The sequence below is a fragment of the Vaginisenegalia massiliensis genome (genome assembly GCF_900604935.1).
Classification (GTDB): Bacteria; Bacillota; Bacilli; order Lactobacillales; family Aerococcaceae; genus Vaginisenegalia; species Vaginisenegalia massiliensis.
The window spans coordinates 32,090-55,696 of sequence record NZ_UWPC01000008.1 but is presented as its reverse complement, the minus strand read 5'-3'; the positions used below and the strand labels follow the sequence as shown (position 1 = coordinate 55,696).

The following is a 23,607-nucleotide window of genomic DNA, read 5'->3' as shown; positions in this document are numbered from 1 at the left end:
CACGAACATTTGTTCGTATTAAGATGAAGGAGTCGTGAGGAGGTGTAAGATGAGCTTAATAGATTATACCCGTGAACCGCATTCTGATATTGCTTTTTTTGATATTAAATCTTTCTATGCCAGTGTTGAATGTGTGGAGCGGGGGTTAAACCCTCTGACTACTTCTTTATGCGTTATGAGTTCAGCTGCCAACTCTAAGGGACTCATCCTGGCTTCGTCACCGACCTTTAAACGTGTTTTTGGTAAGGACAATGTTGGTCGGGTTTATGACTTGCCGTTCGATGTTCAAACAAGACGCTATCAGTATCAGCGTGCTCAACAAAAAGGGATTTATTTATCGCCAAGTCAAATTAGAGAGATTGAGTCTTGGGCCAAACGGACCTTGTTCGTTCCGCCAAGAATGGCTCTATATATTGACCGAAATCTCAAAATCCAACGTTTATTGCAAAATTTTGCACCTGGTCAGGATATATATCCTTATTCTATTGATGAGGGTTTTATTGATTTAACGAAATCATTGAATTATTTTGTAGCGTCTCAGCAACTATCACGCCGCCATAAATTAGCTTTAGTTGCTAATCGAATTCAACAGCAGATTTGGCGCGAAACAGGTTTATTCGCCGCTATAGGTATGTCAAATGCTAATCCTTTATTGGCTAAGTTGGCCTTAGATAATGAAGCAAAGAAGAGCCCACTTTTACGGGCTAATTGGTCTTATGAAGATGTACCGATGAAAGTTTGGGCTATAAATGATTTGACCGATTTCTGGGGAATTGGTTCCCGGATGGCACGACGCCTGAACAAAATGGGTATTCAAACGATTTACGATTTAGCTCATGCCAATCCTGACGAGTTAAAGCGTGAACTTGGAATAATCGGGGTTCAGTTGTATTTTCATGCGAATGGAGTCGATGAGAGTCAACTTGGGCGTCCCTATCGACCTAAGTCTAAAGCCATAGGTAATTCTCAGATTTTGCCTCGGGATTACCATCATCTCCATGAGATTGAAATAGTTCTTGCTGAGATGGCAGAGCAAGTAGCTATTCGCTTGAGGCGTGCTCAGTTAAAAGCGACAAGTGTCAGCCTATATGTTGGCTTTTCAAAGACGGCCTCACATAAGTCTATTCAGGTTCAGTGTCGGATTACGCCGACTCAAGCCAATCGGCCTTTGATTCGATGTGTCTTATCCTTGTTTCGGCAAAACTACCTGGGAGGGCCGGTTCGTCAAATTGGAATTCGCTATGGCGGATTAATCAACGAACGCTATCATATATATTCTTTATTTGAAGATTCTGACTTGATGGATAAGGAAACTCAATTAGATCACGCAGTGGATCAAATTCGTCAGCGATTTGGTCATGTGGCTGTTTTGAAAGCAAACGCTCTTCAAGAAGGTTCGCGGGTAAGGGAACGAAGCAAATTGATTGGTGGACACTCTGCTGGCGGATTGGAAGGATTAAACTAATGGTAGATCGGTCATATTTACCCTATAAAGCTGCCCGTGAATATCAGGATCGAGGAATGGCAAAATGGTTAGGCTTTTTTATTTCTGAACACACAGCCAGTCTGTCTCAGCTGATGACAGAGGATAATGACTCCATTCAATCGATGGCCTTTCATCACATAGTAAGTGCAATTAACCAAGCTTATCAACAGGGACTTGAAGTTCAGCTGTATTATAAGCAAGCAGGTAAAGTAACCTGTTTGTGGGGTCAGATAAAGCAGATTCAGGCTGATCAACTTTATTTTCAATCAGCTAATCAAATTCATCAAAGGATATATTTACAGTCTATCCGGGCTGTATTTTTAGCAGAGGAGAGAGAGAATGGAGAATCGATCCTACCAGAATAATCAAGTTCAATTTGATTATTTTTCGGAAAATTATTTGCGGTTTGAAGAGGATTTTTATCGCTACTCCAAGATGCTGACGCCGTTAACTTTCTTGACAGATGATATTCTAGCAACCATGGTAAAGGGACAAAAGAATTACTTTAAATTACCGGCTTTTCAAGCATGTGATAATCGTGACCACTATTTTTACTTTAAAGTCTGTGGCAGTCAGGCCAATAAGTTAGTTCGCACTTACCGTTACGAGCGCTGTGAACATGGATTGTTATCGTCTAAGTAAATTAAAAAGCCCCTAGTCGTAGCTAGGGGCGAGCTTAGGTTAATTAATAAATGTAAGACAAGGCATACATGATGGTAAAGATAAGAGCGACAGAATGCAAGTAATTTAATTTATTTTGATTTTGCTTGTTGCGCTGTGTACGGATAGCTAAAGGTAAGATAGCAGCTCCGGTTAAGAGGGCATGGAGCAGTTGAATAATAAAGAAACTTTTACTTGGCAAGCAGAGATATAAGCTGAAGAAGAGGGCTACGATGGAAATAGCAAACGTAATGAGAGAATTATCGATTGCCCATCTTGGCGGAGCGACTTTCATCAGCTTAGCTTTTAATTGAATAATTTCGAATTGAATAGCGCCCATCAGGATCACAATCGGAATTAACGCAATCAGAAAGCGTCTGTTTAAAAGTCCGGTTTGACTATAATAAGCAATACAATTCAGGATATAGCCATTAAAGAAGATGCTTAAGGCAAAATGAGAGAAAGTTTGGGTAATATTATATGGCATATATTGCAAATGAATAAAGGCAATATACATAATCAGCAAGAGGCTGACAATCCAATGTTGTTGACTAATCAAAAGACCACTGGCTACAAGCAAGACAATTTCGCAGACGAACCAAATAATCCGGGGAGCAGCGGCTTGCAGATGATGGTTATATTTAACAAAATAGTAGTGATCAACGAGTTGGCCTGATACAGAAATCAAGTAGAGTAAGATCACTCCCATCCAGTTTGCTTGAGTATTAACCCCCATGCCACTAATTAAGCCAAAGCTGATAAAGGCCAATGGGCTTAAAACAATCTTGAAAAAAGGATTTTGTAAGAAGTGAATTAATTGCTTCATAGCGACTTCCTTCCTAAAGCAGTATCTAAAAAATATTTTTGTGAAAATTCCTATCTATAAAGTATATAATAAGGTATAATCAAGGGCGTTACAACCAAAACTTCCCGATAGGGTTTACTTGTCGCCAAGTAAATATTGCCTTGTAACCAAATTGTAATATGGGGGAAAATACATGGAAAAATTTTTATTTACATCTGAGTCAGTGACAGAAGGACATCCCGATAAAATTGCTGACCAAATTTCAGATGCGATTTTAGATGCTATCTTAGCTCAGGATCCAATGGCTCGGGTAGCTTGTGAAACAGCCGTTAATACCGGCTTGGTCTTAGTTTTTGGTGAAATTACAACCTCTGCTTATGTTGATATTCAACAAATTGTACGTCAAAAAATTGCTGAAATCGGTTATGATCGTGGTAAATATGGTTTCGATGCTGAGAATGTAGCTGTTATGGTATGTTTGGATGAACAATCACCGGACATCGCTATGGGCGTCAACGATGCTTGGGAAACCCGAAGTGAAGCGACTGCAACTAAAGAGTTAGGAGCAGGAGATCAAGGGTTAATGTTTGGATTTGCTTGTGATGAGACACCGGAATTAATGCCTTTACCAATTGCTTTGAGTCATCAATTAGCCTTGAAGTTGACGCAAGTCAGAAAAGAAGGGCGTCTAACATACTTGCGTCCCGACGGTAAAACACAAGTAACAGTGGAATATGATGAAAATAAACAAGTAAGACGTATTGATACAATTGTTTTGTCAAGTCAACATAGTGAAGACATTGACTTAGCTCAACTACGCGAAGATATTAAACGTGAAGTAATTGAAGCTGTTATACCAAGCAACTGGATTGATGAAGAAACTAAAATCTATATCAATCCAACTGGCCGTTTTACCATTGGAGGACCTAAAGGAGACTCTGGTTTGACTGGTCGGAAGATTATCGTTGATACCTATGGCGGCTATGCGCGCCATGGTGGTGGGGCGTTTTCAGGTAAGGATGCTACAAAAGTGGATCGTTCAGCCTCTTACGCAGCTCGCTATGTAGCCAAAAATATTGTAGCAGCGGGTCTAGCTAAAAAATGTGAAGTTCAATTAGCTTATGCGATTGGGGTAGCGGAGCCTGTTTCTATTTCGATTGAAACCTTTGGTACGGCGAGCGTTGATCCAAGTGCTTTAGTTCAAGCGGTGCGAAAAGTATTTTGTTTAACACCGAGTGGAATTATCGATATGTTAGATTTGCGGCGCCCGATTTTCTCACAAACAGCTAGTTATGGTCATTTTGGACGTGAATTAGCTGACTTTACTTGGGAAAAAACTGATAAAGTTCAAGCATTAAAAGACGCATTAAACTAATCGAGTTATAAAAAGCAAGTCTTCATTTGGAAGACTTGCTTTTTTTTACTTTCGTTCAATCACAATGGTATAAGGCGGACGATTGATTTGGTTAATGAACTGATATTTTAAAACTTGATAATGGCTTTGGTTAATTTTTTGTAGATGCTTTTCTAACTGTTGACTTTCAATGAATCCAGCCTCATGTCCCCAATAAACAACCAAGATAATTTGGCCGCCTTGAATTAATTGAGACATAATTTGTTGAATGGCTTGCCAACTTGATTCAGCATGGGTAGTAATGGTGTGATCTGCACCTGGTAAATAGCCTAGGTTAAAAATAGCCCCATGAAGCTCTTGATTAGTAGCGATGACATGTTGCAGTTCAGCATGACTTCGGTGAAACAAGTCATAGCGATCTGGAGCAATATTTGCTTGCTCTAGTTTTTCTAGAGTGTGTTCTAAGGCGATTGCTTGAATATCAAAGCCATATAAATGTCCATTAAAATTGGGTTGGCTTAAGATATGTAATGTATCGAATCCGTTGCCCAAGGTTGCGTCGACAAAGTATCCATTAGGGAAGCGATTAATTAGCTGATCCAATAATTCATGACTGTAATGGAGAGCTGTTTTCATTGCAAATTCCTTCTTTCTGTTACATAAGTATTACATTTATTAAATATACTTGAATTCATTGCTATTATAAGCTTTTGATAGAGAGCTTAGGTTATAATAATACAGTGCAACGACTGGAAATGGACAGTAAAGGAGGCAATTATGAACATTTCAAGATATACCGTTATTGAACGGAAGAAAGCCGAAAAGCGATTAGCTTCAGCTAAATCATTACTTAAACAATTCAATACGGGCTTAGTATTATTATCTTCAGGGGCTATTTTATCACAAGTAGCTGCTCAAGCAACGCCTGTTTATGCTTATGATGCCAAAACGACTCAACAAGAATTCCTAAATAAAATTGGGGATTATGCTAAGAAAATTGCTAAAGAAAATGACTTGTATGCATCGGTTATGATAGCCCAAGCTATATTAGAATCAGGTTGGGGTCAAAGTACACTTGCTAAAGCACCTAACTATAACTTATTTGGTATTAAAGGAAAGTATAATGGACAGTCTGCTGTTATGAATACCTTAGAGGATGATGGCAGCGGTAACTATTATACGATTCAAGCAGATTTTAGACGTTATAATAACTATGGTGAGTCCTTAACTGACTATGCAAATGTATTAACTGGGGATAATGGAGCTTCTCAATGGCGCTATAATTATTACCTCGGGGCTCGTTTTAGTCAGGCTATGACTTATCAAGCGGCAACACAATGGTTAACTGGACGCTATGCGACAGATACCTCTTATGCAAGTAAATTGAATGCCCTTATCCGTGATTACAATTTAACTCAATATGATATGTTACGAGGAGCAGTGACTGGGAATACAACTACGACTAGTCCAATAGTAAACAAGTCAGAATCATCTTATTCAGTTAAAGCTGGGGAATCCCTTTACTTGATTGCTGCAAAAAATGGCATGACAGTCGATGAATTGATGAAATTGAATGGTCTAACTTCATACTTAATTCATCCAAATCAAGTATTGAAAGTAACGACGACTTCAAGTGTGTCACAGTCAAATGTTGCGACACCAAGCACACCGGAAGTTAAACCAACGACTCCAAGTCCGTCCACACCAACTAAGCCAGTGGCTAACAGTGGTTATACGGTTAAAGCGGGGGATAGTTATTGGAAGATTGCCACTCAATATGGTATTTCGATTCAAGAATTGCAACGCTTGAATGGCACGACTAATTATAACTTATACCCAGGACAACAATTAAAAGTTCCAACTAACTCAACAGTGAGTCCAAGTGCGCCAACAACACCAAGTACACCGGTAGCTAAACCAACGACTCCAAGTCCGTCTGCACCAACTAAGCCAGTGGCTAACAGTGGTTATACGGTTAAAGCGGGGGATAGTTATTGGAAGATTGCCACTCAATATGGTATTTCGATTCAAGAATTGCAACGCTTGAATGGCACGACTAATTATAACTTATACCCAGGACAACAATTAAAAGTTCCAACTAACTCAACAGTGAGTCCAAGTGCGCCAACAACACCAAGTACACCGGTAGCTAAACCAACGACTCCAAGTCCGTCTGCACCAACTAAGCCAGTGGCTAACAGTGGTTATACGGTTAAAGCAGGGGATAGTTATTGGAAGATTGCTACTCAATATGGTATTTCGATTCAAGAATTGCAACGCTTGAATGGCACGACTAATTATAACTTATACCCAGGACAACAATTAAAAGTTCCAACTAGCTCAACAGTGAGTCCAAGTGCGCCAGCAACACCAAGTACACCGGTAGCTAAACCAACGACTCCAAGTCCGTCTGCACCAACCAAGCCAGTGGCTAACAGTGGTTATACGGTTAAAGCAGGGGATAGTTATTGGAAGATTGCCACTCAATATGGTATTTCGATTCAAGAATTGCAACGCTTGAATGGCACGACTAATTATAACTTATACCCAGGACAACAATTAAAAGTTCCAACTAACTCAACAGTGAGTCCAAGTGCGCCAACAACACCAAGTACACCGGTAGCTAAACCAACGACTCCAAGTTCGTCCGCGCCAACCAAGCCAGTGGCTAACAGTGGTTATACGGTCAAAGCAGGGGATAGTTATTGGAAGATTGCCACTCAATATGGTATTTCGATTCAAGAATTGCAACGCTTGAATGGCACAAATAATTACTTCTTATATCCTGGTCAAAGCATTAAAGTACCAGGAACACAAAGCTCGCAAGTAACGCCTACTCCTACGCCAACTAGTCAAACTTCAACGACTGTGACGGCACCAACCACAGCGCCTTCACCAACGCCTGCTACAGGAAGTTCGTCAACGAGCTCTGTAACATCAACTTCAGCATCTACGGTAGCTAAGCCAACAACTTATACAGTCAAAGCTGGCGATACTTTATACGGCATTGCACGAGCAAATGGATTGAATGTCTATGATTTGATTGCCCAAAATGGCGGTAAAACATACGCACAAATTGGTCAAGTAATCGAGTTGAAATAATCACTTTAGTCTGATATAGTGATAAACAGAATTAGAAGTAGTAGAAATAGATACAGTCCTAGAGAGCTTATGGTTGGTGGAAATAAGTCTGATTCTATTTTGAACTCGTCTATGTTTTTCTTTCTTGAACAGGTTGACTTATTAGAGAAAGACGCGTATTCAGCGTTATGAATTAAGGCTTGAGTCTATCAAGCGAAAAATAGGTGGTACCGCGATTAAGTCGCCCTATGAGATTAGTTGATCTCATAGGGCTTTTTTTATATCAAAAGGAGGAATTTAGATGACATATCAACACCGTTTAATTGAAGAAAAGTGGCAAAAATATTGGTTAGATCAACAGACATTTAAAACCAAAGATCGACCAGGACATCCAAAATTTTATGCCTTAGATATGTTCCCGTTTCCATCAGGCCAAGGCTTACATGTGGGGCACCCAGAAGGTTATACTGCGACCGATGTCGTGTCACGGATGAAACGTGCTCAAGGTTATGATGTTTTACACCCAATGGGTTGGGATGCTTTTGGTCTTCCGGCTGAGCAATATGCCTTAGATACAGGTAATAACCCAGCTGAATTCACAATGAAAAACATCGCTACTTTCAAACGACAAATTAATTCTTTAGGATTCTCTTATGATTGGGAACGCGAAATTAATACAACGGATCCAAGTTACTATAAGTGGACCCAATGGATTTTCTCAAAATTATATGAGAAAGGCTTAGCCTATGAGGATGAGATAGCGGTAAACTGGTGTCCAGCATTAGGAACTGTCTTAGCTAATGAAGAAGTTATTGATGGTTTAAGTGAACGAGGTGGACATCCAGTATTTCGTAAACCGATGAAGCAATGGGTGCTAAAGATTACAGCCTATGCTGAACGTTTATTAGAGGATTTAGAGGATTTAGATTGGCCAGAAAACATTAAAGAAATGCAGCGAAATTGGATTGGAAAATCAGAAGGGGCATTAATTCAATTTCCGGTCGTAGGACATCCTGAACAAACGGTGGAAGTCTTTACTTCACGAGCAGATACTTTATTTGGCGTAAGCTATGTTGTCTTAGCTCCTGAGCATGATCTAGTTGCTCAAATTACACCAGCGTCTCATCAAGCGGATGTAGCCGCATATCAAAAAGCTGTTGCGACCAAATCTGATTTAGAGCGGACTTCTTTGAATAAAGATAAAACCGGCGTCTTTACGGGAGCATATGTTCAACATCCCGTAACCGGGAAAGAGCTTCCAGTTTGGATTGGTGATTATGTTTTAGCTTCTTACGGGACTGGAGCGGTTATGGCGGTTCCGGCTCATGATGAACGCGACTTTGAATTTGCTAGCAAATACGACTTGCCGATTAAATCAGTAGTTAAGGGAGCCGAAGAAGGCCAATTATTTGAAGGGGATGGTCCACACTACGATTCCGATTTCCTAGACGGCTTGTCTAATCAAGAAGCAATTCAAGCCATGATTAAATGGTTGGAAGCTAATGAGAAAGGGTCACGGAAAGTGAATTATCGTTTACGTGACTGGGTCTTTTCTCGTCAACGTTATTGGGGAGAACCTATCCCTATCATTCATTGGGAAGATGGAACGACGACTCTTGTTCCTGAAGATCAACTACCGGTTACCTTACCGATTACTTCAGAAATTAAACCAAGTAACACTGGTGAATCACCCCTAGCTAAAATCGATGAATGGGTCAACGTGGTTGATCCTGTTACAGGTAAGAAAGGTAAACGCGAAACCAATACGATGCCAAACTGGGCTGGATCTTCTTGGTATTACTTACGTTATATCGATCCTAGCAACGATCAAATGATTGCTGACCCAGAAAAATTAGCGAAATGGTTACCGGTTGATTTGTATATTGGTGGTCAAGAACATGCTGTCTTGCACTTATTATATTCTCGTTTCTGGCATAAATTCCTTTATGATTTAGGAGTGGTACCAACCAAGGAACCTTACCAAAAATTATTCAATCAAGGGATGATTTTGGGTGAAAATAACGAAAAAATGTCTAAATCAAAAGGAAATGTGGTTAACCCTGATGATGTGGTTAAACAATATGGGGCCGATACATTGCGGGTCTATGAGATGTTTATGGGACCATTGGATGCTTCGATTGCATGGAGCGAAACAGGTTTAGAAGCGAGCCGCCGATTCTTAGATCGAGTGTATCGCCTATTAGTAAATGAAGAGACGGGGCAATTGAATGACACAATTCAAGATCAAATGAATGAAGATTTAACTCGAATTTATCATCAAACTGTCAAGAAAGTTACCCAAGATTATGAAGCCTTACACTTTAATACAGCCATTTCTCAAATGATGATTTTCTTAAATGCAGCTAAAGATGCAGAGGTATTACCATTAGAATATGCTAAAGGTTTTGTACAATTGTTAGCACCATTAGCACCATTCTTAATGGAAGAAATTTGGCAAATTATGGGGCATACGGAATCCATTTCTGAAGTAGCTTGGCCAAGTTATCAAGAAGAATTGACCGTTGAAAATCAAGTTGAAATTGTGATTCAAATTAATGGTAAATTGAAAGCTAAGCAAATGATTGCGACTGATTTATCACAAGAAGAATTGGAAAAAGTCGCCTTGTCCAATGAAGATATTCAAGAAGCTCTAGCTGGCAAGACCGTTCGTAAGGTTATTGCTATTCCAAATCGATTAGTTAATATTGTTGCCAATTAATTAAATAAAATTCCTTTATTCTGACACATTTTAGGCTAAATCCGATATAATAGGGATGTTGATGCAAAAAATGCGCGTCTAGCGAATGCTTTGGGCTTTTTTACCCTAAGGCAATGCTGAAATTTAGATGAGCTACAAGGAGATGAAACATAACCATGTTAAATAAACTTGATCCTCACCATTCAGATTCCACAGGGACAATGGGACAGTCAGAGTCTAATCGAGTAGAGATTGATTTAGATCAAACTATTCAATTCACTCCGAGTCAATTAAATAAAATTAGACTGGCTGAGCTAGAGGACACGGTTGATGAACCTGGGCAGACTCCTTTTCTAGTTGATAGTCAGCTGACTGAGAGTGGATCGTCAATTCAGGAAGAAAGTCAAGAAGTGAAACCGGAGTTTAGTCAAGAAGAAATTCTTGAAGTGGAGCCTGAAGATAGTCAGGTAGACATTCAAGAAGAAAATCCTTTTGTTTATGTTTCAAGAGTTCAACGTAAACAGCCTAGTCGTGACAAAAAAGTCAGTATTTTTCAGCGACTATTTAACCAAACAACCAGTGAGACGTATGACCTCAATGAAATTCAAGATATCGCGACGTATGATCAATTCGATACCTACCATGAAGAAGATGTCGAAGATCAACATAATATCGAATCAGACGAGACTGATATAGAAACAGGTCGTCTTGAAGAGAGTGTTCAAGAGCAAGATCAAGTTAATCGTGATGTTGACGAATTAGTTGATGAAATTTTTCAAGCTCATCTGGAAGAACTTGAAAATCATGATGAAGAAAGAAGTGTTGAAGGTTCATCACTAGGACAAAAAGTAATTTCAACATTTAAACCGGTTAAAGACAATTTAAAATCTTTAAAAATAGGGCATTTGAGTAATCCCTTCGCAAAAGAACCAGTTTCATTAGCTCAAAAGACTAGTGAGTCTGAGTCACCGAGTGTGAAGCAAATCCTAACATATCAAACGGTTGAAGAAATCGCTTATGATGAAAGTCCTAAGTTAGAAAGAGTCAATGAAGAAACGGATGATAACATGCCTTCATCTTCTCCAGATGAGATAGTTTCTAGTGAAGAAATAGGAGACAATCAGCCTTTTGATAACGAATCAAGTCTTCCAGAGAATTCGCCTTCAGAGGAACCAACAACTTTGGCTCAAGAGCAGCTCCTTCACGATTCAGTGAGCGTGGGTGAAGAGACAGCGGACGGGGCCTATCCAATAGATTTTGAGATTGAATCAAGTGATACTGCCCTAACAGTCACGGATGAAAGCCAAGCCGATTTAACTGCGACTGCTTCGCAACCTATTGTGATAGACGAGGGTGCGGATTCTTGGCCAGATCAAACCATGGTTGAAGAAGCTGAGTCTTCTAAAGATAAAAAAGACAATTTTGTGGTGGGTGCGGCTTGGTTGTCCGGTGCAACTTTCTTCTCGCGGATTTTAGGAGCAATATACATTCTGCCTTGGGCAGCTTGGTTAGGAACGGAATATATGTCGGCTAACTCCTTATTTAGTGTTGGTTACAAACCCTATGCATTATTCCTAGCTTGCTCTACTGCAGGTTTTCCGAGTGCGATTGCTAAGCAAATTTCAGCCTATCATTCGCGTCGCGAATATGTTAAAGCGGATAAGATTTTTAAATATTCTATGATGGTGATGATTGGAACGGGAATTGTGTCTGGAACCTTGCTCTTTGTTCTTGCCCCGCTATTAGCCAATATGTCACCAACAAACAATGTTGATGGGGCCATTCGTGTTATTCGGTCGCTTGTTCCGGCGTTATTAATTATTCCGCCGATGAGCTTATTACGAGGCTATTTCCAAGGCATGGGAGATTTGAAGCCGTTTGCTGTTTCTCAAGTTTATGAACAAATTGCTCGTGTTATCTATATGTTAGCGGCTACTTATCTGATTATGTTAGTCTTCCAAGGTTCAGCGACTCAGGCGGTTGTTCATTCAACTTTTGCTGCTTTTATTGGGGCGGTTATTTCCTTAGCTTATTTGATTTTCTTATATCTTAAGCATTTGCCAACCATGAATGAGTTGATGAGTCAGGCGGTTGATTTAGGCCAAGAACTTGATTTTAAGAATAGTCTCAAACTGATTATCATGGATTCAATTCCATTCATCATTTTAGGTTCAGGCATTATTTTAGCCCAGGTAATTGATGCGTATAGTTTTAAACAGATTCTATTAGTTTCTTCGACTTTGACTTTGACTGAAATCAGTGAATTGTATGGAACTTTCTCTTTAGATGTGGATAAGCTCATTATGATTATTGTTTCCTTATCCATTGCCTTATCAGGTTCAGCCATTCCAGCGGTAACCAGTCTTTATGCAAAACGGGATTATAAACAGACGAGTCAGTTAGTCGAAAAGATTATCTTGTTATTCTTCTTTATTATGCTGCCAGCAGCCATTGGTCTAGCTAGTGTTTCTAATAATATGTACAGCTTCTTCTATCCAAACGGTAGTGAATTCGGGCCAAGTCTTTTGATTGCAGCTTGTATCATGTCAATTTTCTTAGGACTATATAATGTTCTATCTATCATTATGCAGTCTATGGATCAACGACGTAGCGCCATTAAACATTTATTAATTGGTTTAGGGGTAAAACTTATCCTTCAATTTCCATTTGTGGCACTTTGGCAAGCCCAAGGGGCTATCTACGCTTCAGCTCTAGCCTTTTTAGTCGCAAGTATTTTGATGTGGCGTCGTATCGGTCAGACAGTCTTGCTCGATTATCGCTACTTGCTTAATCAATTAGGTCGGATTTTGTTAGCATTAGTCTTAATGGGTATTGCAACAACTTTCTGGAATTTATCATTGGATCTTTTCTTTGGACCTGTAGGTCGCTTACTTACATTTGTTAAATTGTTAGCCGTGGTAGTCATGGGAATCTTTATCTATGCAACGGTGAGTGGCTTAACAGGAACTCTTGCAATCTTACTTGGTAAGAAGAAGCAAGAACTCCAAGACAAATTAAGGTTATTCTAATGATGCGATTAGATAAATTATTAGCCAATAGTGGTTTTGGCAGTCGTAAAGAAGTTAAGAAATTATTGAGTGATAAAGCCGTGATAGTTAATGGGGTTCTCATTAAGGATGGCTCAGTAAAAGTGAATGAAAAGCAGGATCAGGTTTTGGTTCATGGGGAACCTTTGCGTTATCAAGCTTATTATTATTTATTAATGAATAAAGCGGCCGGTCGCTTATCAGCAACAGAAGATTCACATCAGCCGACAGTCATCGATGATTTGAGTCTAAAATTACAAAATGTCGGCTTATTTCCAGTAGGCCGTTTAGATAAAGATACAACCGGTCTTTTGTTGTTAACGAATAATGGAAATCTGGCTCATCAATTACTTGCCCCTAATAAGAAAGTGGCTAAGCGTTACCGAGCTTTAATTCAAGGTGTCGTTTCTAATGATGATGTTGATGCCTTTGCTAAAGGAATGGATTTAGGAGATTTTATCACTCAACCTGCTCAGCTATTGATTTTGCAAGTGAATCCAGAAAAAGAACAATCTTGGATTGAAGTAGAAATCCATGAAGGCAAATTTCACCAAGTGAAACGAATGTTTCATAAAGTGGATAAAGAAGTCTTATCATTAGAACGGATACAAATGGGTCCTTTAGTCTTACCCACGGATTTACCACGTGGACACTATCGGCCTTTAACACCCAAAGAGGAAGAAAATTTAGTCGCTTTTGGCCTGATAAAATAAAGGAGAATGTAGAATGATTAGTTGGTTAGATGAAGTTACAGCAAGAAAAGAAGAGTTATTTGCCGATTTATTTCGAATTTTGCGTGTTGCCTCGGTTCGGGAGGATGAATTAGCTAGTCCTGACGCGCCAGTTGGACCAGGGCCAAAGGCTGCTTTAGAAGAATTCTTAGCCATGGCTCAAGAAGATGGCTTTCAAACCAAACAATTCGGCCCTTGGGCTGGTCGGATTGAAGTGGGCTCAGGTGACCAGCTCGTTGGAATTCTAGGCCATGTGGATGTCGTTCCGGTTGGGACAGGTTGGGAAACCGATCCGTTTGAACCAGTCATAAAAGACAATAGAATTTATGCCCGCGGAGCTAGTGACGACAAGGGACCAACGGTTGCAGCCTATTTTGCCTTAAAATTATTAAGGGAACTTGGTTTAGAATTAAATCAACGTTTGCACTTAATTATCGGAACGGATGAAGAAAGTGGCTGGGGTTGTATGGATTATTATTTCAAACATGCAGAAATGCCAGACTTCGGTTTTTCTCCCGATGCTGATTTCCCAATTATTAATGGGGAGAAAGGGAATATTTCAACTCATTTACATATCAAGTCTAGTGAAGTGGCTGAATTAGGTGCAACCTTAGAATCCTTTAATGCTGGTTTACGGGTGAACATGGTTCCTCAAGATGCAAAAGCGGTTATTTCTGGATTGAATACAGAAGAGCTAGCACAAAACTACGCGGCTTATCTCGAACAGCATCAATTAAAAGGATCAGTTGAATTGAATGGTGATGTGGCAACCTTTGAAATGGTTGGTAAAGCGGCCCATGGTTCAACGCCCGAAAAAGGAGTTAATGCAGCGACTTTCTTGGCACAATTCTTGAAAGATATTGAGTTTAATCAAGTTTCTGCTCAAGAATTTATTCAAGTTTTAGCTGAGGATCTTCATCTTGGCTTAGATGGTTCAAAATTGGGTGTTCAATATGAGCATGAAGTTATGGGACAAGTTTCGATGAATGTTGGGATTGCCAACTACAATCATCTAGAAGGCGGTCAAATCGTCATTAATTTCCGTTTTCCAACAGGGCAAACACCTGAAAAAATGGAGATAGCCATCAAAGATGCGCTCAAATCATACCAACTTGAGATTGAAATGGCCTACGATCATGCTAAAGAACCCCATTATGTGCCAGCTGATGATCCATTAGTGAAGACTTTATTGGATGTTTATGCTCGGCAAACAGGTTTGCCTGCCCATGAAATGTCAATCGGAGGCGGAACCTATGGCCGTTTGATGCCAAGAGGTGTGGCTTATGGAGCGCTTTTCCCTGATTCTATTGATACCATGCACCAAGCCAATGAATTTATTGCAGTTGACGATTTATTAAGAGCGACAGCTATCTATGCTGAAGCTATTTATCTTTTAACACGTTAAGCCAATGAAAGAAATTATTCGTTCCAAACAAAATGGTAAAATTAAGGAATGGCGTAAGTTATTGACCAGTAAGGGACGTCAACAGCAAGCAGCATACTTGGTTGAGGGGTTGCATTTAGTAGAAGAGGCTTTGACCTATCAACAGCCTATTACAGACTTAATTTTAACTGAGTCATTTGACCTAGTTGAGGCTAGTTTGACCTTGCCAGATAACATTTTCATCCATTGGATTAGTGATGATTTGGCTAAAGAATTGAGTGGGACGGTTAAACCCCAAGGGATTTTTGCCGTCATTGACTTGTCAAATCAGATTTTTGATCCAGATTGGTCGCAAGGCAAATGGCTTCTATTAGATCGTATACAAGATCCTGGTAACTTAGGAACTATGATTCGTACAGCGGATGCTGCTGGATTTAATGGCGTTGTCTTAGGAAAAGGAACAGTGGATTTGTATAATGACAAAGTTTTACGTTCGACTCAGGGATCCCTTTGGCATTTGCCAATCGTTCAGGCTGAATTGAATTCATTAATTAAGACTTTCCGTCAAGCGGGCGTTCCTGTGTTAGCCACAGCTTTACACCAGTCTGCGCAAGATTATCGACGCTTGAATCTTGAGCATGAATCATTAGCCTTACTAATGGGGAATGAAGCTCAAGGGTTAGCGACAGATTTGATTGCTGCTGCGGATCAAAAAATCTATATTCCTATGAAGGGAAAAGCGGAGTCCTTAAATGTTGGTGTGGCTGCAGCCGTGTTGATGTTTTATTTTAGTTAAGTATTGATAAGCTAGTGTTATGCTAAAGTTCGGTCTAAAGCATGACGCTAGCCTTGTTTTTTCTATGGTATGCTTTTTCAAAGCGTTGATTGAACTTTTACAAAAAATTCACGGGAAATTTACACGTGTTTGTTACACTAGCTACAAAGAGGTGAGAGCATGACGCAAAAATGGCGACAAGATTCAACTTTTCTAGCACTTATTGAAGACTTATTAGCATTGGAGGAAGTCCAATCTTTGGCGAATTTCCGCCATCATTACTATACAAATCGCTTGGCTCATTCCTTGTCGGTGTCGTACCGTTCATATTGTTGGGCTAAACGCTTTAAGTTAGATTGTCGGGCTATTGCTCGAGCAGGCTTACTACACGATTTATTCTTCTATTATCCTCAAGACTATCCTCAATTAGTGGGCGGTATTGGGCATCTGAAGAATCATCCGCGCATTGCTCTTGAAAATGCCTTGAAACTAGTCGAATTAAATGATCTTGAACAAGATATTATTCTTAAGCATATGTTTGGTTGCACATGGACTTTGCCAAAATATCCTGAAAGTTATATTGTGACATTAATGGATAAACAATGTGCAATCTATGAGGTTGTTGGGGCGAGTATTGGCCAAGGCTTGCTATCGATTAAACGGCTTATATTAAAACAGGATAAAACCCTTGCTTAAAGGGGTTTGACGTTGACCATTTGGTCAAGTATACTAAGAGATATAAAGCAACAGACGATGATGAAATCGTGAAGAAATGCCATCAACAGGGATACTTGCCTTGACTGAAAGCAAGTAAGTAAGTCATTTTTTCTATTCAATTTCGGAGTTTATTTGTTAAGAACGTAAGTTTGAAAAAAATACCGTTGCCGCGGTTACCGGCTTTCAAGTGCTTAGACTATTTGGGCAATCCTTTTAGCTAAGAACAAGGGTGGTACCACGATAACTCGTCCCTTTTTGGGAGGGGTTTTTTATTTTGAATTAAATTAAAGGAGAGACAAGATGGAAAATCAAATTCAGCAACACATTGAGGCTGTAACAGCCTTACTTAATAAGGCTTTACCGCAAATTGAAGTTAGTGATTCATTGAGTCAATTGGATGACATTCGTGTTACTTATTTAGGTAAAAAAGGTGCGTTAACTCAAATCGCTGCCGCGATGAAGGGGCTTTCTAATGAAGACCGTCCACGTTTAGGTCAAGCAATGAATGAATTTAAAGCTGCCTTTAGTCAAGCTTTTGATTCTAAAAAGAGTGAATTAGAGCACCGTGCACTTAACCAACAATTAGCTAGTGAAGCACTAGATATCAGTTTGCCAGGTCGGCAAATGCCAATGGGAACGCGTCACATCATTACCCAAACGATGGAAGAAATTGAGGATTTATTTATTGGAATGGGTTATCAAGTCATTGAGGGACCTGAAGTTGAAATGGATCATTATAATTTTGAAATGATGAACTTACCTAAATCACACCCAGCTCGCGATATGCAAGATACATTCTATATCGATCCAGAAACCTTAATGCGGACCCATACGTCTCCGGTTCAAGCACGTGTAATGGAACAACACGATTTTACTAAAGGACCTTTAAAAATGATTAGCCCAGGGAAAGTTTTTCGTCGTGATAATGATGATGCGACTCACTCACATCAATTCCACCAAATTGAAGGTTTGGTTGTCGATAAACACATTACTATGGCTGATTTGAAAGGAACATTGGAAGTATTTGCTCAAGCTCTTTTTGGCCAAGAGCGTGCGATTCGCTTGCGTCCATCTTACTTCCCATTCACCGAACCGTCTGTGGAAGTAGACGTCTCTTGTTTCAAGTGTGGGGGCGATGGCTGTAATGTATGTAAACAAACCGGATGGATTGAAATTCTTGGTGCAGGCATGGTTCATCCAAATGTCTTGGAGATGGCCGGTATTGATTCAACGGTTTATTCTGGTTTCGCATTTGGCATGGGGCCAGATCGAGTTGCTATGTTGAAATACAATGTAGATGATATTCGTCATTTTTATCAAAATGATTTACGATTCTTAACTCAATTCAAAGGAGGCCAAAATTAATGTATCTATCAATTGAATGGCTGAATGATTTTCTCGATTTAAGTGAATGGTCAGCAGATGTTATTGCCGATAAAATGTCACGAACAGGTATTGAAATTGAGGGCGTGAGTAACTTTGCTGATGGCTTGAGTCATTTATGTGTTGGACAAGTAATGACCATGGTTGATCATCCTGACAGTGATCATTTACATATCTGTCAAGTTGATGTTGGCCAAGAATCATTAAGACAAATTGTCTGCGGTGCACCTAATGTTGTTCAAGGTGCAAAAGTGATCGTTGCCTTACCAGGAGCTACGCTACCTGGTGGCATTACGATCAAAGAAGGTAAGCTACGAGGGCAAGAATCAAATGGTATGCTTTGTGCCTTACAGGAATTAGGTTTTAGTGATTCAGTTGTACCTAAGAACTATGCTGATGGACTCTTTATCTTGCCAGCCGATGCACCAGTGGGGGCCGATATTATTGACTATCTGAAGTTAGATGATCCAATTTTGGAATTATCAATTACGCCTAACCGTGCCGATGCCTTAAGTATGTATGGTTCTGCGTATGAAATTGGGGCTATTGTTAAACAAACTCCTCATTTTGAACCCCTTCACAAAGCACTTCAATTAGGTCAAGAAGATGGTCTGACTGATTTAACTATCTCGATCGCAGATCCTTCATTATCGGACCGGTATCAGTTGCGCTTGATTCAAAATGTGACGATTCAAGAAAGTCCCCTTTGGTTGCAAATGCGATTAATGAAGGCGGGTATTCGTCCGTTAAACAATGTAGTGGATATTACCAATTATGCCCTTTTAACCTATGGTCAACCAATGCATGCTTTTGATTATGATTGTTTACCATCCAAACAAATGGCCGTCCAATTGGCGAATTCGAACGATCAATTAACCACTTTGGATGGTCAAGAACGGTCATTAACCGATCAAGATATTGTAATAGCTTCAGGAGGCCAAGCTCTTGCATTAGCTGGGGTGATGGGAGGCTTAGCTACCGAAGTGACCGCTAAGACTAAAAACGTACTCTTAGAGACAGCTGTTTTTGAACCGGTTCATATTCGAAATACAGCTAAGCGATACAATTTACGTTCAGAATCGTCAAGCCGTTTTGAAAAGGGAATTAATCAGGCTATTTTAGACCAAGCAGGGACGGAAGCGGCTCAACTGATTGCCCAATTAGGTATGGGACAAGTCAGTCCAAATGTTAAAGAAATCATCAATCAAGCTGCCAAAGAACAAGAAGTCAGTCTAGCTTATGATCAGATACCAGCTAAATTAGGTATAAAATTAAGTCAAGAAGAGCTTCAAGAGGTCTTTGATCGACTTGGCTTTGGTCTAATTTTAGGTGAGAATGAATTTACTGTTAAGGTTCCTGCCCGCCGTTGGGATATTCAGATTCAAGCAGACATCCTTGAAGAAATTGCGCGGATTTATGGTTATGACCGCCTGCCAACGACTCTACCAAGTGTTCCTTCCATTCCAGGTAAATTGAACGCCAAGCAACGTTTAGTCAGACATTCTCGTCAAATTTGCGAAAGTTTAGGACTCAACCAAACTATTTCATATGTTTTGACTTCGCCAAAACTGGCTCAGTTAATGGCCCAAAATACCCATGCCTTTGTTCGACTTGATTTTCCAATTAGTGAAGATCGGTCAGTTCTTCGCCAATCTATGATGCCAGCCCTGATGGAAATTGCTAAATATAATCATGCTCGTTCTAATAAACCACTCGCTTTTTATGAAATGGGGAAAGTTTTCCTAGGTCAAGGTCGTAATCAGCAACCTTTGGAACAAGAACGTTTAGCTATTCTAATTTCAGGTCAAAAATTGGCTAAATCATGGTATCAAGCAGAACAAAACTTTGACTTCTATGATCTGAAAGGAATAGTTGAGTCTTACTTACAAGCTATGCGCTTTAATAAAGAGCTTCGCTTTGAAGCCATTTCAACCATTGCTGAACTTCATCCTGGTCGCTCAGCACGCATCTACTTGGGCCAAGAGGTTATTGGTGTCATGGGGCAAATACATCCAAGCCTATGCAAAGAATTTGACCTTGATCAGGATACTTATTTTGCTGAACTTGACTTTGATTTATTACTTGGTTATCAACGGCAAGCTTTAACTCAACAGCCAATCCCTAAATTCCCATCGACTTCTCGAGATTTAGCTTTATTGGTCGATGAAAATCAAAGTCATCTTGAATTAGAAAGCACGATCCAACAAACAGGAGGTCAATCTTTAATTCAAGTTGAATTGTTTGACCTTTATCAGGGCGACCGGATTCAAGCAGGGAAGAAATCATTAGCATACCGATTAACTTTCCAAGATCCTCAACAGACTCTAACTGATGACCAAGTTAATGCTGCTATGCAAGCGGTAGAAGCGGGACTTAGCCAAATTGAAGGTCTAGAAATTCGATAATCAATCGGTAAATTCTTATTCGAAAGCTTCAAGCCATAGTAGAAAAGGTTGATAGGCATTGTCTTCTTAAGCCTTTTCAATTAAACTAAATGTAGATTGCGAAAGGTGGAGAAAGCATGAGTTTTATCAAGTCTTTAGTTAAGTGGAGTGGTATGATTGCTTTGACGACAGCTCCTTTAGTAAGTCATCAAATGATAGTGAGTGACCAGATCATCTATGCAGCTCAGACTGTCAACTTTGATCAAGGAAATTTATCTAATGAAGCCTTCGTGAAACGTGTATTACAAGATTTTAGTAAACTTGATCGCGTAGAAATGGTGGCAACAATGGAGGGAGCTAAAAAAGGTCAAGAGAATATTTACCGATTCGATCGTCCTAATAACGCAACCTATACAGAAGAATATAATTTCATGACTAATTCGCGAACAGCGTATTATATCTATCAAGATGGTATTATGGTTCGTGATTTAATCGGCGAATTAAAAGCTGCTGAACCCCAACTTGGCAAAGGAAAACCTGATTTTGCAAATAAAGTAAAAGAGTTGGAGAAAAAGGTTAAATCAAAATGGATTGCCTTGCCTAAAAATGAAAAAATGACGGGTAAAGAAAAGATTGAAACCCCACTAGAAACGTTTTTAACAAAAGGGGTCAAATTTGAAAAATATCAGAAAAAAGGTGACGTTGTCTCCGTTGATGTCAATTTTGATTCTGTTAAGGATAAACCGTTCTTTGTATCCTTTGTCCAAGCGGATCCATTAGCGACTAACATTGATATTAAGTTAGTGGTTGATCCAAAAGACCAATCAGTGAATATGAAGATGAAAGTAGACCATGTTTTACCGGCTTCTGAATCAGGCCAAAAGCCACAAGTCGGACCAACTTTAAATACCGATACGGTCTTTAAAGCGACGGACAAGGCTTTGAAAACTCGAGATCAATTAAAACCAATTGAATTTGCTGAATTTGAAAAGGTGATGAAAGAAACCGGTGTTGCAGAGTACTTGAAAGCTGAGTAAATTCACGTTAATTATAAAAACAGGCAGAAAGCTCTTGAGGAGTTTTCCGCCTGTTTTTTGCATGCTGACCAATTTATTTTTTATTGTGGTTGAGAATTTTCTTGGTATTCGCGAAGTGATACTTGGCTACTTGATTTAAGACTTGGGGACCGTGAGCTTGAACGAGGTCACGTCCCTGCTGGTCAACGGCTGTCCCAGCTCCAGATAAAAGTTTGATACCATATGGTTGACCTAACGAAACCAATGATTCAAGGAAGGCTGCGCGGGCTATAATCGAGGCACAGGCCACAGCTAGGTGAATGTTTTCAGCTTTTTGGTGAAAATAATAGGGGCCCGGGCAGTTTTTAGGTTGATCGCTGACATATTCCCAATAGCGTTTTTCTGGAGTAAATTGATCGATTAAGATTCCTTCACACGCTTTTTGTTGATTTGAATTCAGCTTTTGCCAGAGTTGATTGAGGGTAAAATTATGTAAAATGGCTTTGATAGCATTGGCATTTTGCTTTTGATTCACTTGGTTATACTTGGCGGGTGGACAAGTGGTTAGATGATAGGGTATCGACGCTTTTATTTTTGGGGCTAAATGTTTTATTTGCGAATCAGAGAGGAGCTTTGAATCTTTGACTCCTAATTGTTGAACTAAAGAAAAGTGTTCTGGATCAAGATAGACGGCACAAACGGTAAGAGCACCAAAATAGGAACCATTGCCGACTTCATCAGATCCTATTAAACATTTTGTGCTTATAGTGGATGCTTCACTCTCAGGAGGCAGAAAGACCTGAGATTTTTCCTTACTCATACTGGACCAAATAGCGACTTCATTCTCAATGTCTGATCCTTGAAACAAGACTTTGCCAGATTGGTAAGCGGTGATTACGACTCCCGGCTTTTTTGCACGAAATTGGCTATAAGGTACTGGCGAAATTAAATAATCTTGGTAGTAGGCTTGCATCTCTTGTATAGTGTGGCGATCAGCAAGTATTGTGTGAGAGCTCATAGGGCACTCCTTTCTATCTTCATAAGTAAGAATGAGTGGACTTTTTATGAATTTTCAATGGAAAAATTCACTCAATAGTGCATAATAACGGATAGTTTGATAATATAGTATGGTAAAGATTCTGTCTAGTCGCGACCTATAGGAGGAGTAAACATGGAAGAAAAACGGCGTTTTAAGGCTGAAATAGCTGGTAAAACTTATACCATTGTTGGTCAAAGACCAGCCACTCATATGAATACGGTCGTGGAAATTGTGAATCAACAAATTGACCAATTGCACCAACTGGCTCCAGATTTGAGTCAAGCAGATTGCTGCGTCCTTATGGCTGTAAATGCTGTTTCCGATCAATTGGTTAAAGAGAAAAAAATTTTAGATTTGGAAGCACAATTAGCAAAATATCAAAATGAGCCGCGCTTAAATCGCATCAAACCGGCGTCAAGCAAGAATTAAGAAGGAGGCTTCTGAATGCTTTTAACACTGATAATTGTGATAGGTTTATTGTATGGATTTTATATGGGATATCGACGGGGGATTTTACTTCAGTCAGTCCATCTTGTTGGCTTAGCCGTGACGATTTTAATTGCACTAAAATTTAATGAGTCATTGGCAAAATTGGCCGAACTTTTTGTTCCATTTCCTGCCTTGCAACAAGGAAGTCAATTAGTTCTTTATGATGAAGCGACATCCTTTTTTATTGATGATGCCTTTTATCGGGCTATTTCTTTTGTGGCCATTCTCTTTTTAGGGTGGTTGATCATTCAATTAGTGACGTATTTCTTAAAAGATTCTTCTTACTTTGATGTGGAGAATATAGCAAATAAAGTGGCAGGTGCTATTTTCAATACTATTGTTACATACTTTGTCTTATTTTTAGGCTTATTTATCCTATCATTAGTTCCTTTAGAACCGATTCAGCAAATGTTTGTGGACAGTCCGATCGCTTATTCGGTCGTTTCTTCCACCCCAGTAGTCTCCGATATGGCTAATGAAGCGTGGTTAAGGGTTCTTCCAACGAAAGGACCCTGATTTTTGGAGCCGTTAGTGCTCCTTATTTTGTTTTACCTAGAG

Annotated in this window: 19 protein-coding genes, 1 riboswitch and 1 other annotated feature; of the genes, 16 read left to right on the top strand and 3 right to left on the bottom strand. The window is 39.6% G+C overall.

Features of this window, described 5'->3' with window-relative positions:
• Window positions 1–49 precede the first annotated feature (49 nt).
• From EIH20_RS06350 to EIH20_RS06340, 3 genes are read left to right on the top strand one after another with little or no spacing between them, the layout of a single operon-like run.
• On the top strand, window positions 50–1,465 hold the full coding sequence (locus EIH20_RS06350) for a Y-family DNA polymerase (RefSeq protein ID WP_124058906.1): 1,416 nt from the start codon (window positions 50–52) through the stop codon (window positions 1,463–1,465).
• Window positions 1,465–1,851: a hypothetical protein gene (locus EIH20_RS06345; RefSeq protein ID WP_124058904.1), complete on the top strand. Its 387-nt coding sequence runs from the start codon at window positions 1,465–1,467 to the stop codon at window positions 1,849–1,851. Before EIH20_RS06350 ends, EIH20_RS06345 begins: the two co-directional genes overlap by 1 nt.
• Window positions 1,826–2,128, top strand: coding sequence for a DUF5960 family protein (locus EIH20_RS06340; protein ID WP_124058902.1), 303 nt, complete (start codon window positions 1,826–1,828; stop codon window positions 2,126–2,128). The genes EIH20_RS06345 and EIH20_RS06340 overlap by 26 nt, the downstream gene beginning before the upstream one ends.
• Before the next feature lie 43 nt (window positions 2,129–2,171).
• On the opposite strand, the gene EIH20_RS06335 is transcribed toward EIH20_RS06340, so the two are convergent.
• A complete protein-coding gene (locus EIH20_RS06335; protein ID WP_124058900.1) occupies window positions 2,172–2,972 on the bottom strand; it encodes a hypothetical protein in 801 nt (266 codons plus the stop codon).
• 83 nt (window positions 2,973–3,055) lie between these two features.
• Window positions 3,056–3,147, top strand: a riboswitch (SMK box riboswitch).
• Between EIH20_RS06335 and metK the strand changes: the two genes are divergently transcribed.
• Window positions 3,145–4,326, top strand: a complete 1,182-nt coding sequence (metK, locus tag EIH20_RS06330; RefSeq protein ID WP_124058898.1) for a methionine adenosyltransferase — start codon at window positions 3,145–3,147, stop codon at window positions 4,324–4,326. It overlaps the preceding riboswitch by 3 nt.
• 45 nt (window positions 4,327–4,371) lie before the next feature.
• Here metK and mnmM read toward each other — a convergent pair whose 3' ends face one another.
• Complete coding sequence (gene mnmM, locus EIH20_RS06325) at window positions 4,372–4,941, bottom strand: tRNA 5-(aminomethyl)-2-thiouridylate-methyltransferase MnmM (protein ID WP_124058896.1); 570 nt, start codon at window positions 4,939–4,941, stop codon at window positions 4,372–4,374.
• A gap of 141 nt (window positions 4,942–5,082) precedes the next feature.
• On the opposite strand from mnmM, the gene EIH20_RS06320 reads away from it, so the two are divergent.
• The 10 genes from EIH20_RS06320 (at window position 5,083) to EIH20_RS06275 (ending at window position 21,542) form a co-directional block, all read left to right on the top strand.
• Window positions 5,083–7,407, top strand: a complete 2,325-nt coding sequence (locus EIH20_RS06320; protein WP_124058894.1) for a LysM peptidoglycan-binding domain-containing protein — start codon at window positions 5,083–5,085, stop codon at window positions 7,405–7,407.
• 18 nt (window positions 7,408–7,425) lie between these two features.
• Window positions 7,426–7,638, top strand: a binding site (T-box leader).
• A 49-nt stretch (window positions 7,639–7,687) separates the two neighbouring features.
• Window positions 7,688–10,105 (top strand): leucine--tRNA ligase, encoded by a 2,418-nt coding sequence (leuS, locus tag EIH20_RS06315; protein ID WP_124058892.1) that lies wholly within the window; start codon window positions 7,688–7,690, stop codon window positions 10,103–10,105.
• A 155-nt stretch (window positions 10,106–10,260) separates the two neighbouring features.
• On the top strand, window positions 10,261–13,113 hold the full coding sequence (locus EIH20_RS06310) for a putative polysaccharide biosynthesis protein (protein ID WP_124058890.1): 2,853 nt from the start codon (window positions 10,261–10,263) through the stop codon (window positions 13,111–13,113).
• Window positions 13,113–13,844: a pseudouridine synthase gene (locus EIH20_RS06305; protein WP_338133174.1), complete on the top strand. Its 732-nt coding sequence runs from the start codon at window positions 13,113–13,115 to the stop codon at window positions 13,842–13,844. Before EIH20_RS06310 ends, EIH20_RS06305 begins: the two co-directional genes overlap by 1 nt.
• Before the next feature lie 13 nt (window positions 13,845–13,857).
• Window positions 13,858–15,267, top strand: coding sequence for a dipeptidase PepV (gene pepV, locus EIH20_RS06300; RefSeq protein WP_124058888.1), 1,410 nt, complete (start codon window positions 13,858–13,860; stop codon window positions 15,265–15,267).
• A 4-nt stretch (window positions 15,268–15,271) separates the two neighbouring features.
• Window positions 15,272–16,042, top strand: coding sequence for a TrmH family RNA methyltransferase (locus EIH20_RS06295; RefSeq protein ID WP_124058886.1), 771 nt, complete (start codon window positions 15,272–15,274; stop codon window positions 16,040–16,042).
• Window positions 16,043–16,201: 159 nt separating this feature from the next.
• Entirely contained in the window at window positions 16,202–16,717 is a 516-nt protein-coding gene (locus tag EIH20_RS06290; protein WP_124058884.1) for an HD domain-containing protein, read from the top strand.
• Window positions 16,718–17,038: 321 nt separating this feature from the next.
• Window positions 17,039–18,103 carry a phenylalanine--tRNA ligase subunit alpha gene (gene pheS / locus EIH20_RS06285; protein ID WP_164470890.1) on the top strand — a complete coding sequence of 355 codons (1,065 nt, stop codon included), beginning with the start codon at window positions 17,039–17,041 and terminating at the stop codon, window positions 18,101–18,103.
• Window positions 18,103–20,526 (top strand): phenylalanine--tRNA ligase subunit beta, encoded by a 2,424-nt coding sequence (pheT, locus tag EIH20_RS06280; protein ID WP_124058882.1) that lies wholly within the window; start codon window positions 18,103–18,105, stop codon window positions 20,524–20,526. Before pheS ends, pheT begins: the two co-directional genes overlap by 1 nt.
• A 116-nt stretch (window positions 20,527–20,642) precedes the next feature.
• Entirely contained in the window at window positions 20,643–21,542 is a 900-nt protein-coding gene (locus tag EIH20_RS06275) for a hypothetical protein (RefSeq protein WP_124058880.1), read from the top strand.
• Window positions 21,543–21,615: 73 nt separating this feature from the next.
• Here EIH20_RS06275 and rnhC read toward each other — a convergent pair whose 3' ends face one another.
• Window positions 21,616–22,539 carry a ribonuclease HIII gene (rnhC, locus tag EIH20_RS06270; RefSeq protein WP_124058878.1) on the bottom strand — a complete coding sequence of 308 codons (924 nt, stop codon included), beginning with the start codon at window positions 22,537–22,539 and terminating at the stop codon, window positions 21,616–21,618.
• A 153-nt stretch (window positions 22,540–22,692) separates the two neighbouring features.
• Between rnhC and zapA the strand changes: the two genes are divergently transcribed.
• Together zapA and EIH20_RS06260 are read left to right on the top strand one after the other, a co-directional pair.
• Window positions 22,693–22,989, top strand: a complete 297-nt coding sequence (gene zapA, locus EIH20_RS06265) for a cell division protein ZapA (RefSeq protein WP_124058876.1) — start codon at window positions 22,693–22,695, stop codon at window positions 22,987–22,989.
• 15 nt (window positions 22,990–23,004) lie between these two features.
• On the top strand, window positions 23,005–23,565 hold the full coding sequence (locus tag EIH20_RS06260; protein WP_124058874.1) for a CvpA family protein: 561 nt from the start codon (window positions 23,005–23,007) through the stop codon (window positions 23,563–23,565).
• The last annotated feature ends 42 nt before the right edge of the window (window positions 23,566–23,607 follow it).

What these genes read in the sequence shown, in the direction of transcription:
- EIH20_RS06350 (WP_124058906.1), top strand. Translation starts at nt 50, where the DNA reads ATGAGCTTAATAGATTATACCCGTGAACCGCATTCTGATATTGCTTTT.
- EIH20_RS06345 (WP_124058904.1), top strand. Translation starts at nt 1,465, where the DNA reads ATGGTAGATCGGTCATATTTACCCTATAAAGCTGCCCGTGAATATCAG.
- EIH20_RS06340 (WP_124058902.1), top strand. Translation starts at nt 1,826, where the DNA reads ATGGAGAATCGATCCTACCAGAATAATCAAGTTCAATTTGATTATTTT.
- EIH20_RS06335 (WP_124058900.1), bottom strand. Translation starts at nt 2,972, where the DNA reads ATGAAGCAATTAATTCACTTCTTACAAAATCCTTTTTTCAAGATTGTT.
- metK (WP_124058898.1), top strand. Translation starts at nt 3,145, where the DNA reads ATGGAAAAATTTTTATTTACATCTGAGTCAGTGACAGAAGGACATCCC.
- mnmM (WP_124058896.1), bottom strand. Translation starts at nt 4,941, where the DNA reads ATGAAAACAGCTCTCCATTACAGTCATGAATTATTGGATCAGCTAATT.
- EIH20_RS06320 (WP_124058894.1), top strand. Translation starts at nt 5,083, where the DNA reads ATGAACATTTCAAGATATACCGTTATTGAACGGAAGAAAGCCGAAAAG.
- leuS (WP_124058892.1), top strand. Translation starts at nt 7,688, where the DNA reads ATGACATATCAACACCGTTTAATTGAAGAAAAGTGGCAAAAATATTGG.
- EIH20_RS06310 (WP_124058890.1), top strand. Translation starts at nt 10,261, where the DNA reads ATGTTAAATAAACTTGATCCTCACCATTCAGATTCCACAGGGACAATG.
- EIH20_RS06305 (WP_338133174.1), top strand. Translation starts at nt 13,113, where the DNA reads ATGATGCGATTAGATAAATTATTAGCCAATAGTGGTTTTGGCAGTCGT.
- pepV (WP_124058888.1), top strand. Translation starts at nt 13,858, where the DNA reads ATGATTAGTTGGTTAGATGAAGTTACAGCAAGAAAAGAAGAGTTATTT.
- EIH20_RS06295 (WP_124058886.1), top strand. Translation starts at nt 15,272, where the DNA reads ATGAAAGAAATTATTCGTTCCAAACAAAATGGTAAAATTAAGGAATGG.
- EIH20_RS06290 (WP_124058884.1), top strand. Translation starts at nt 16,202, where the DNA reads ATGACGCAAAAATGGCGACAAGATTCAACTTTTCTAGCACTTATTGAA.
- pheS (WP_164470890.1), top strand. Translation starts at nt 17,039, where the DNA reads ATGGAAAATCAAATTCAGCAACACATTGAGGCTGTAACAGCCTTACTT.
- pheT (WP_124058882.1), top strand. Translation starts at nt 18,103, where the DNA reads ATGTATCTATCAATTGAATGGCTGAATGATTTTCTCGATTTAAGTGAA.
- EIH20_RS06275 (WP_124058880.1), top strand. Translation starts at nt 20,643, where the DNA reads ATGAGTTTTATCAAGTCTTTAGTTAAGTGGAGTGGTATGATTGCTTTG.
- rnhC (WP_124058878.1), bottom strand. Translation starts at nt 22,539, where the DNA reads ATGAGCTCTCACACAATACTTGCTGATCGCCACACTATACAAGAGATG.
- zapA (WP_124058876.1), top strand. Translation starts at nt 22,693, where the DNA reads ATGGAAGAAAAACGGCGTTTTAAGGCTGAAATAGCTGGTAAAACTTAT.
- EIH20_RS06260 (WP_124058874.1), top strand. Translation starts at nt 23,005, where the DNA reads ATGCTTTTAACACTGATAATTGTGATAGGTTTATTGTATGGATTTTAT.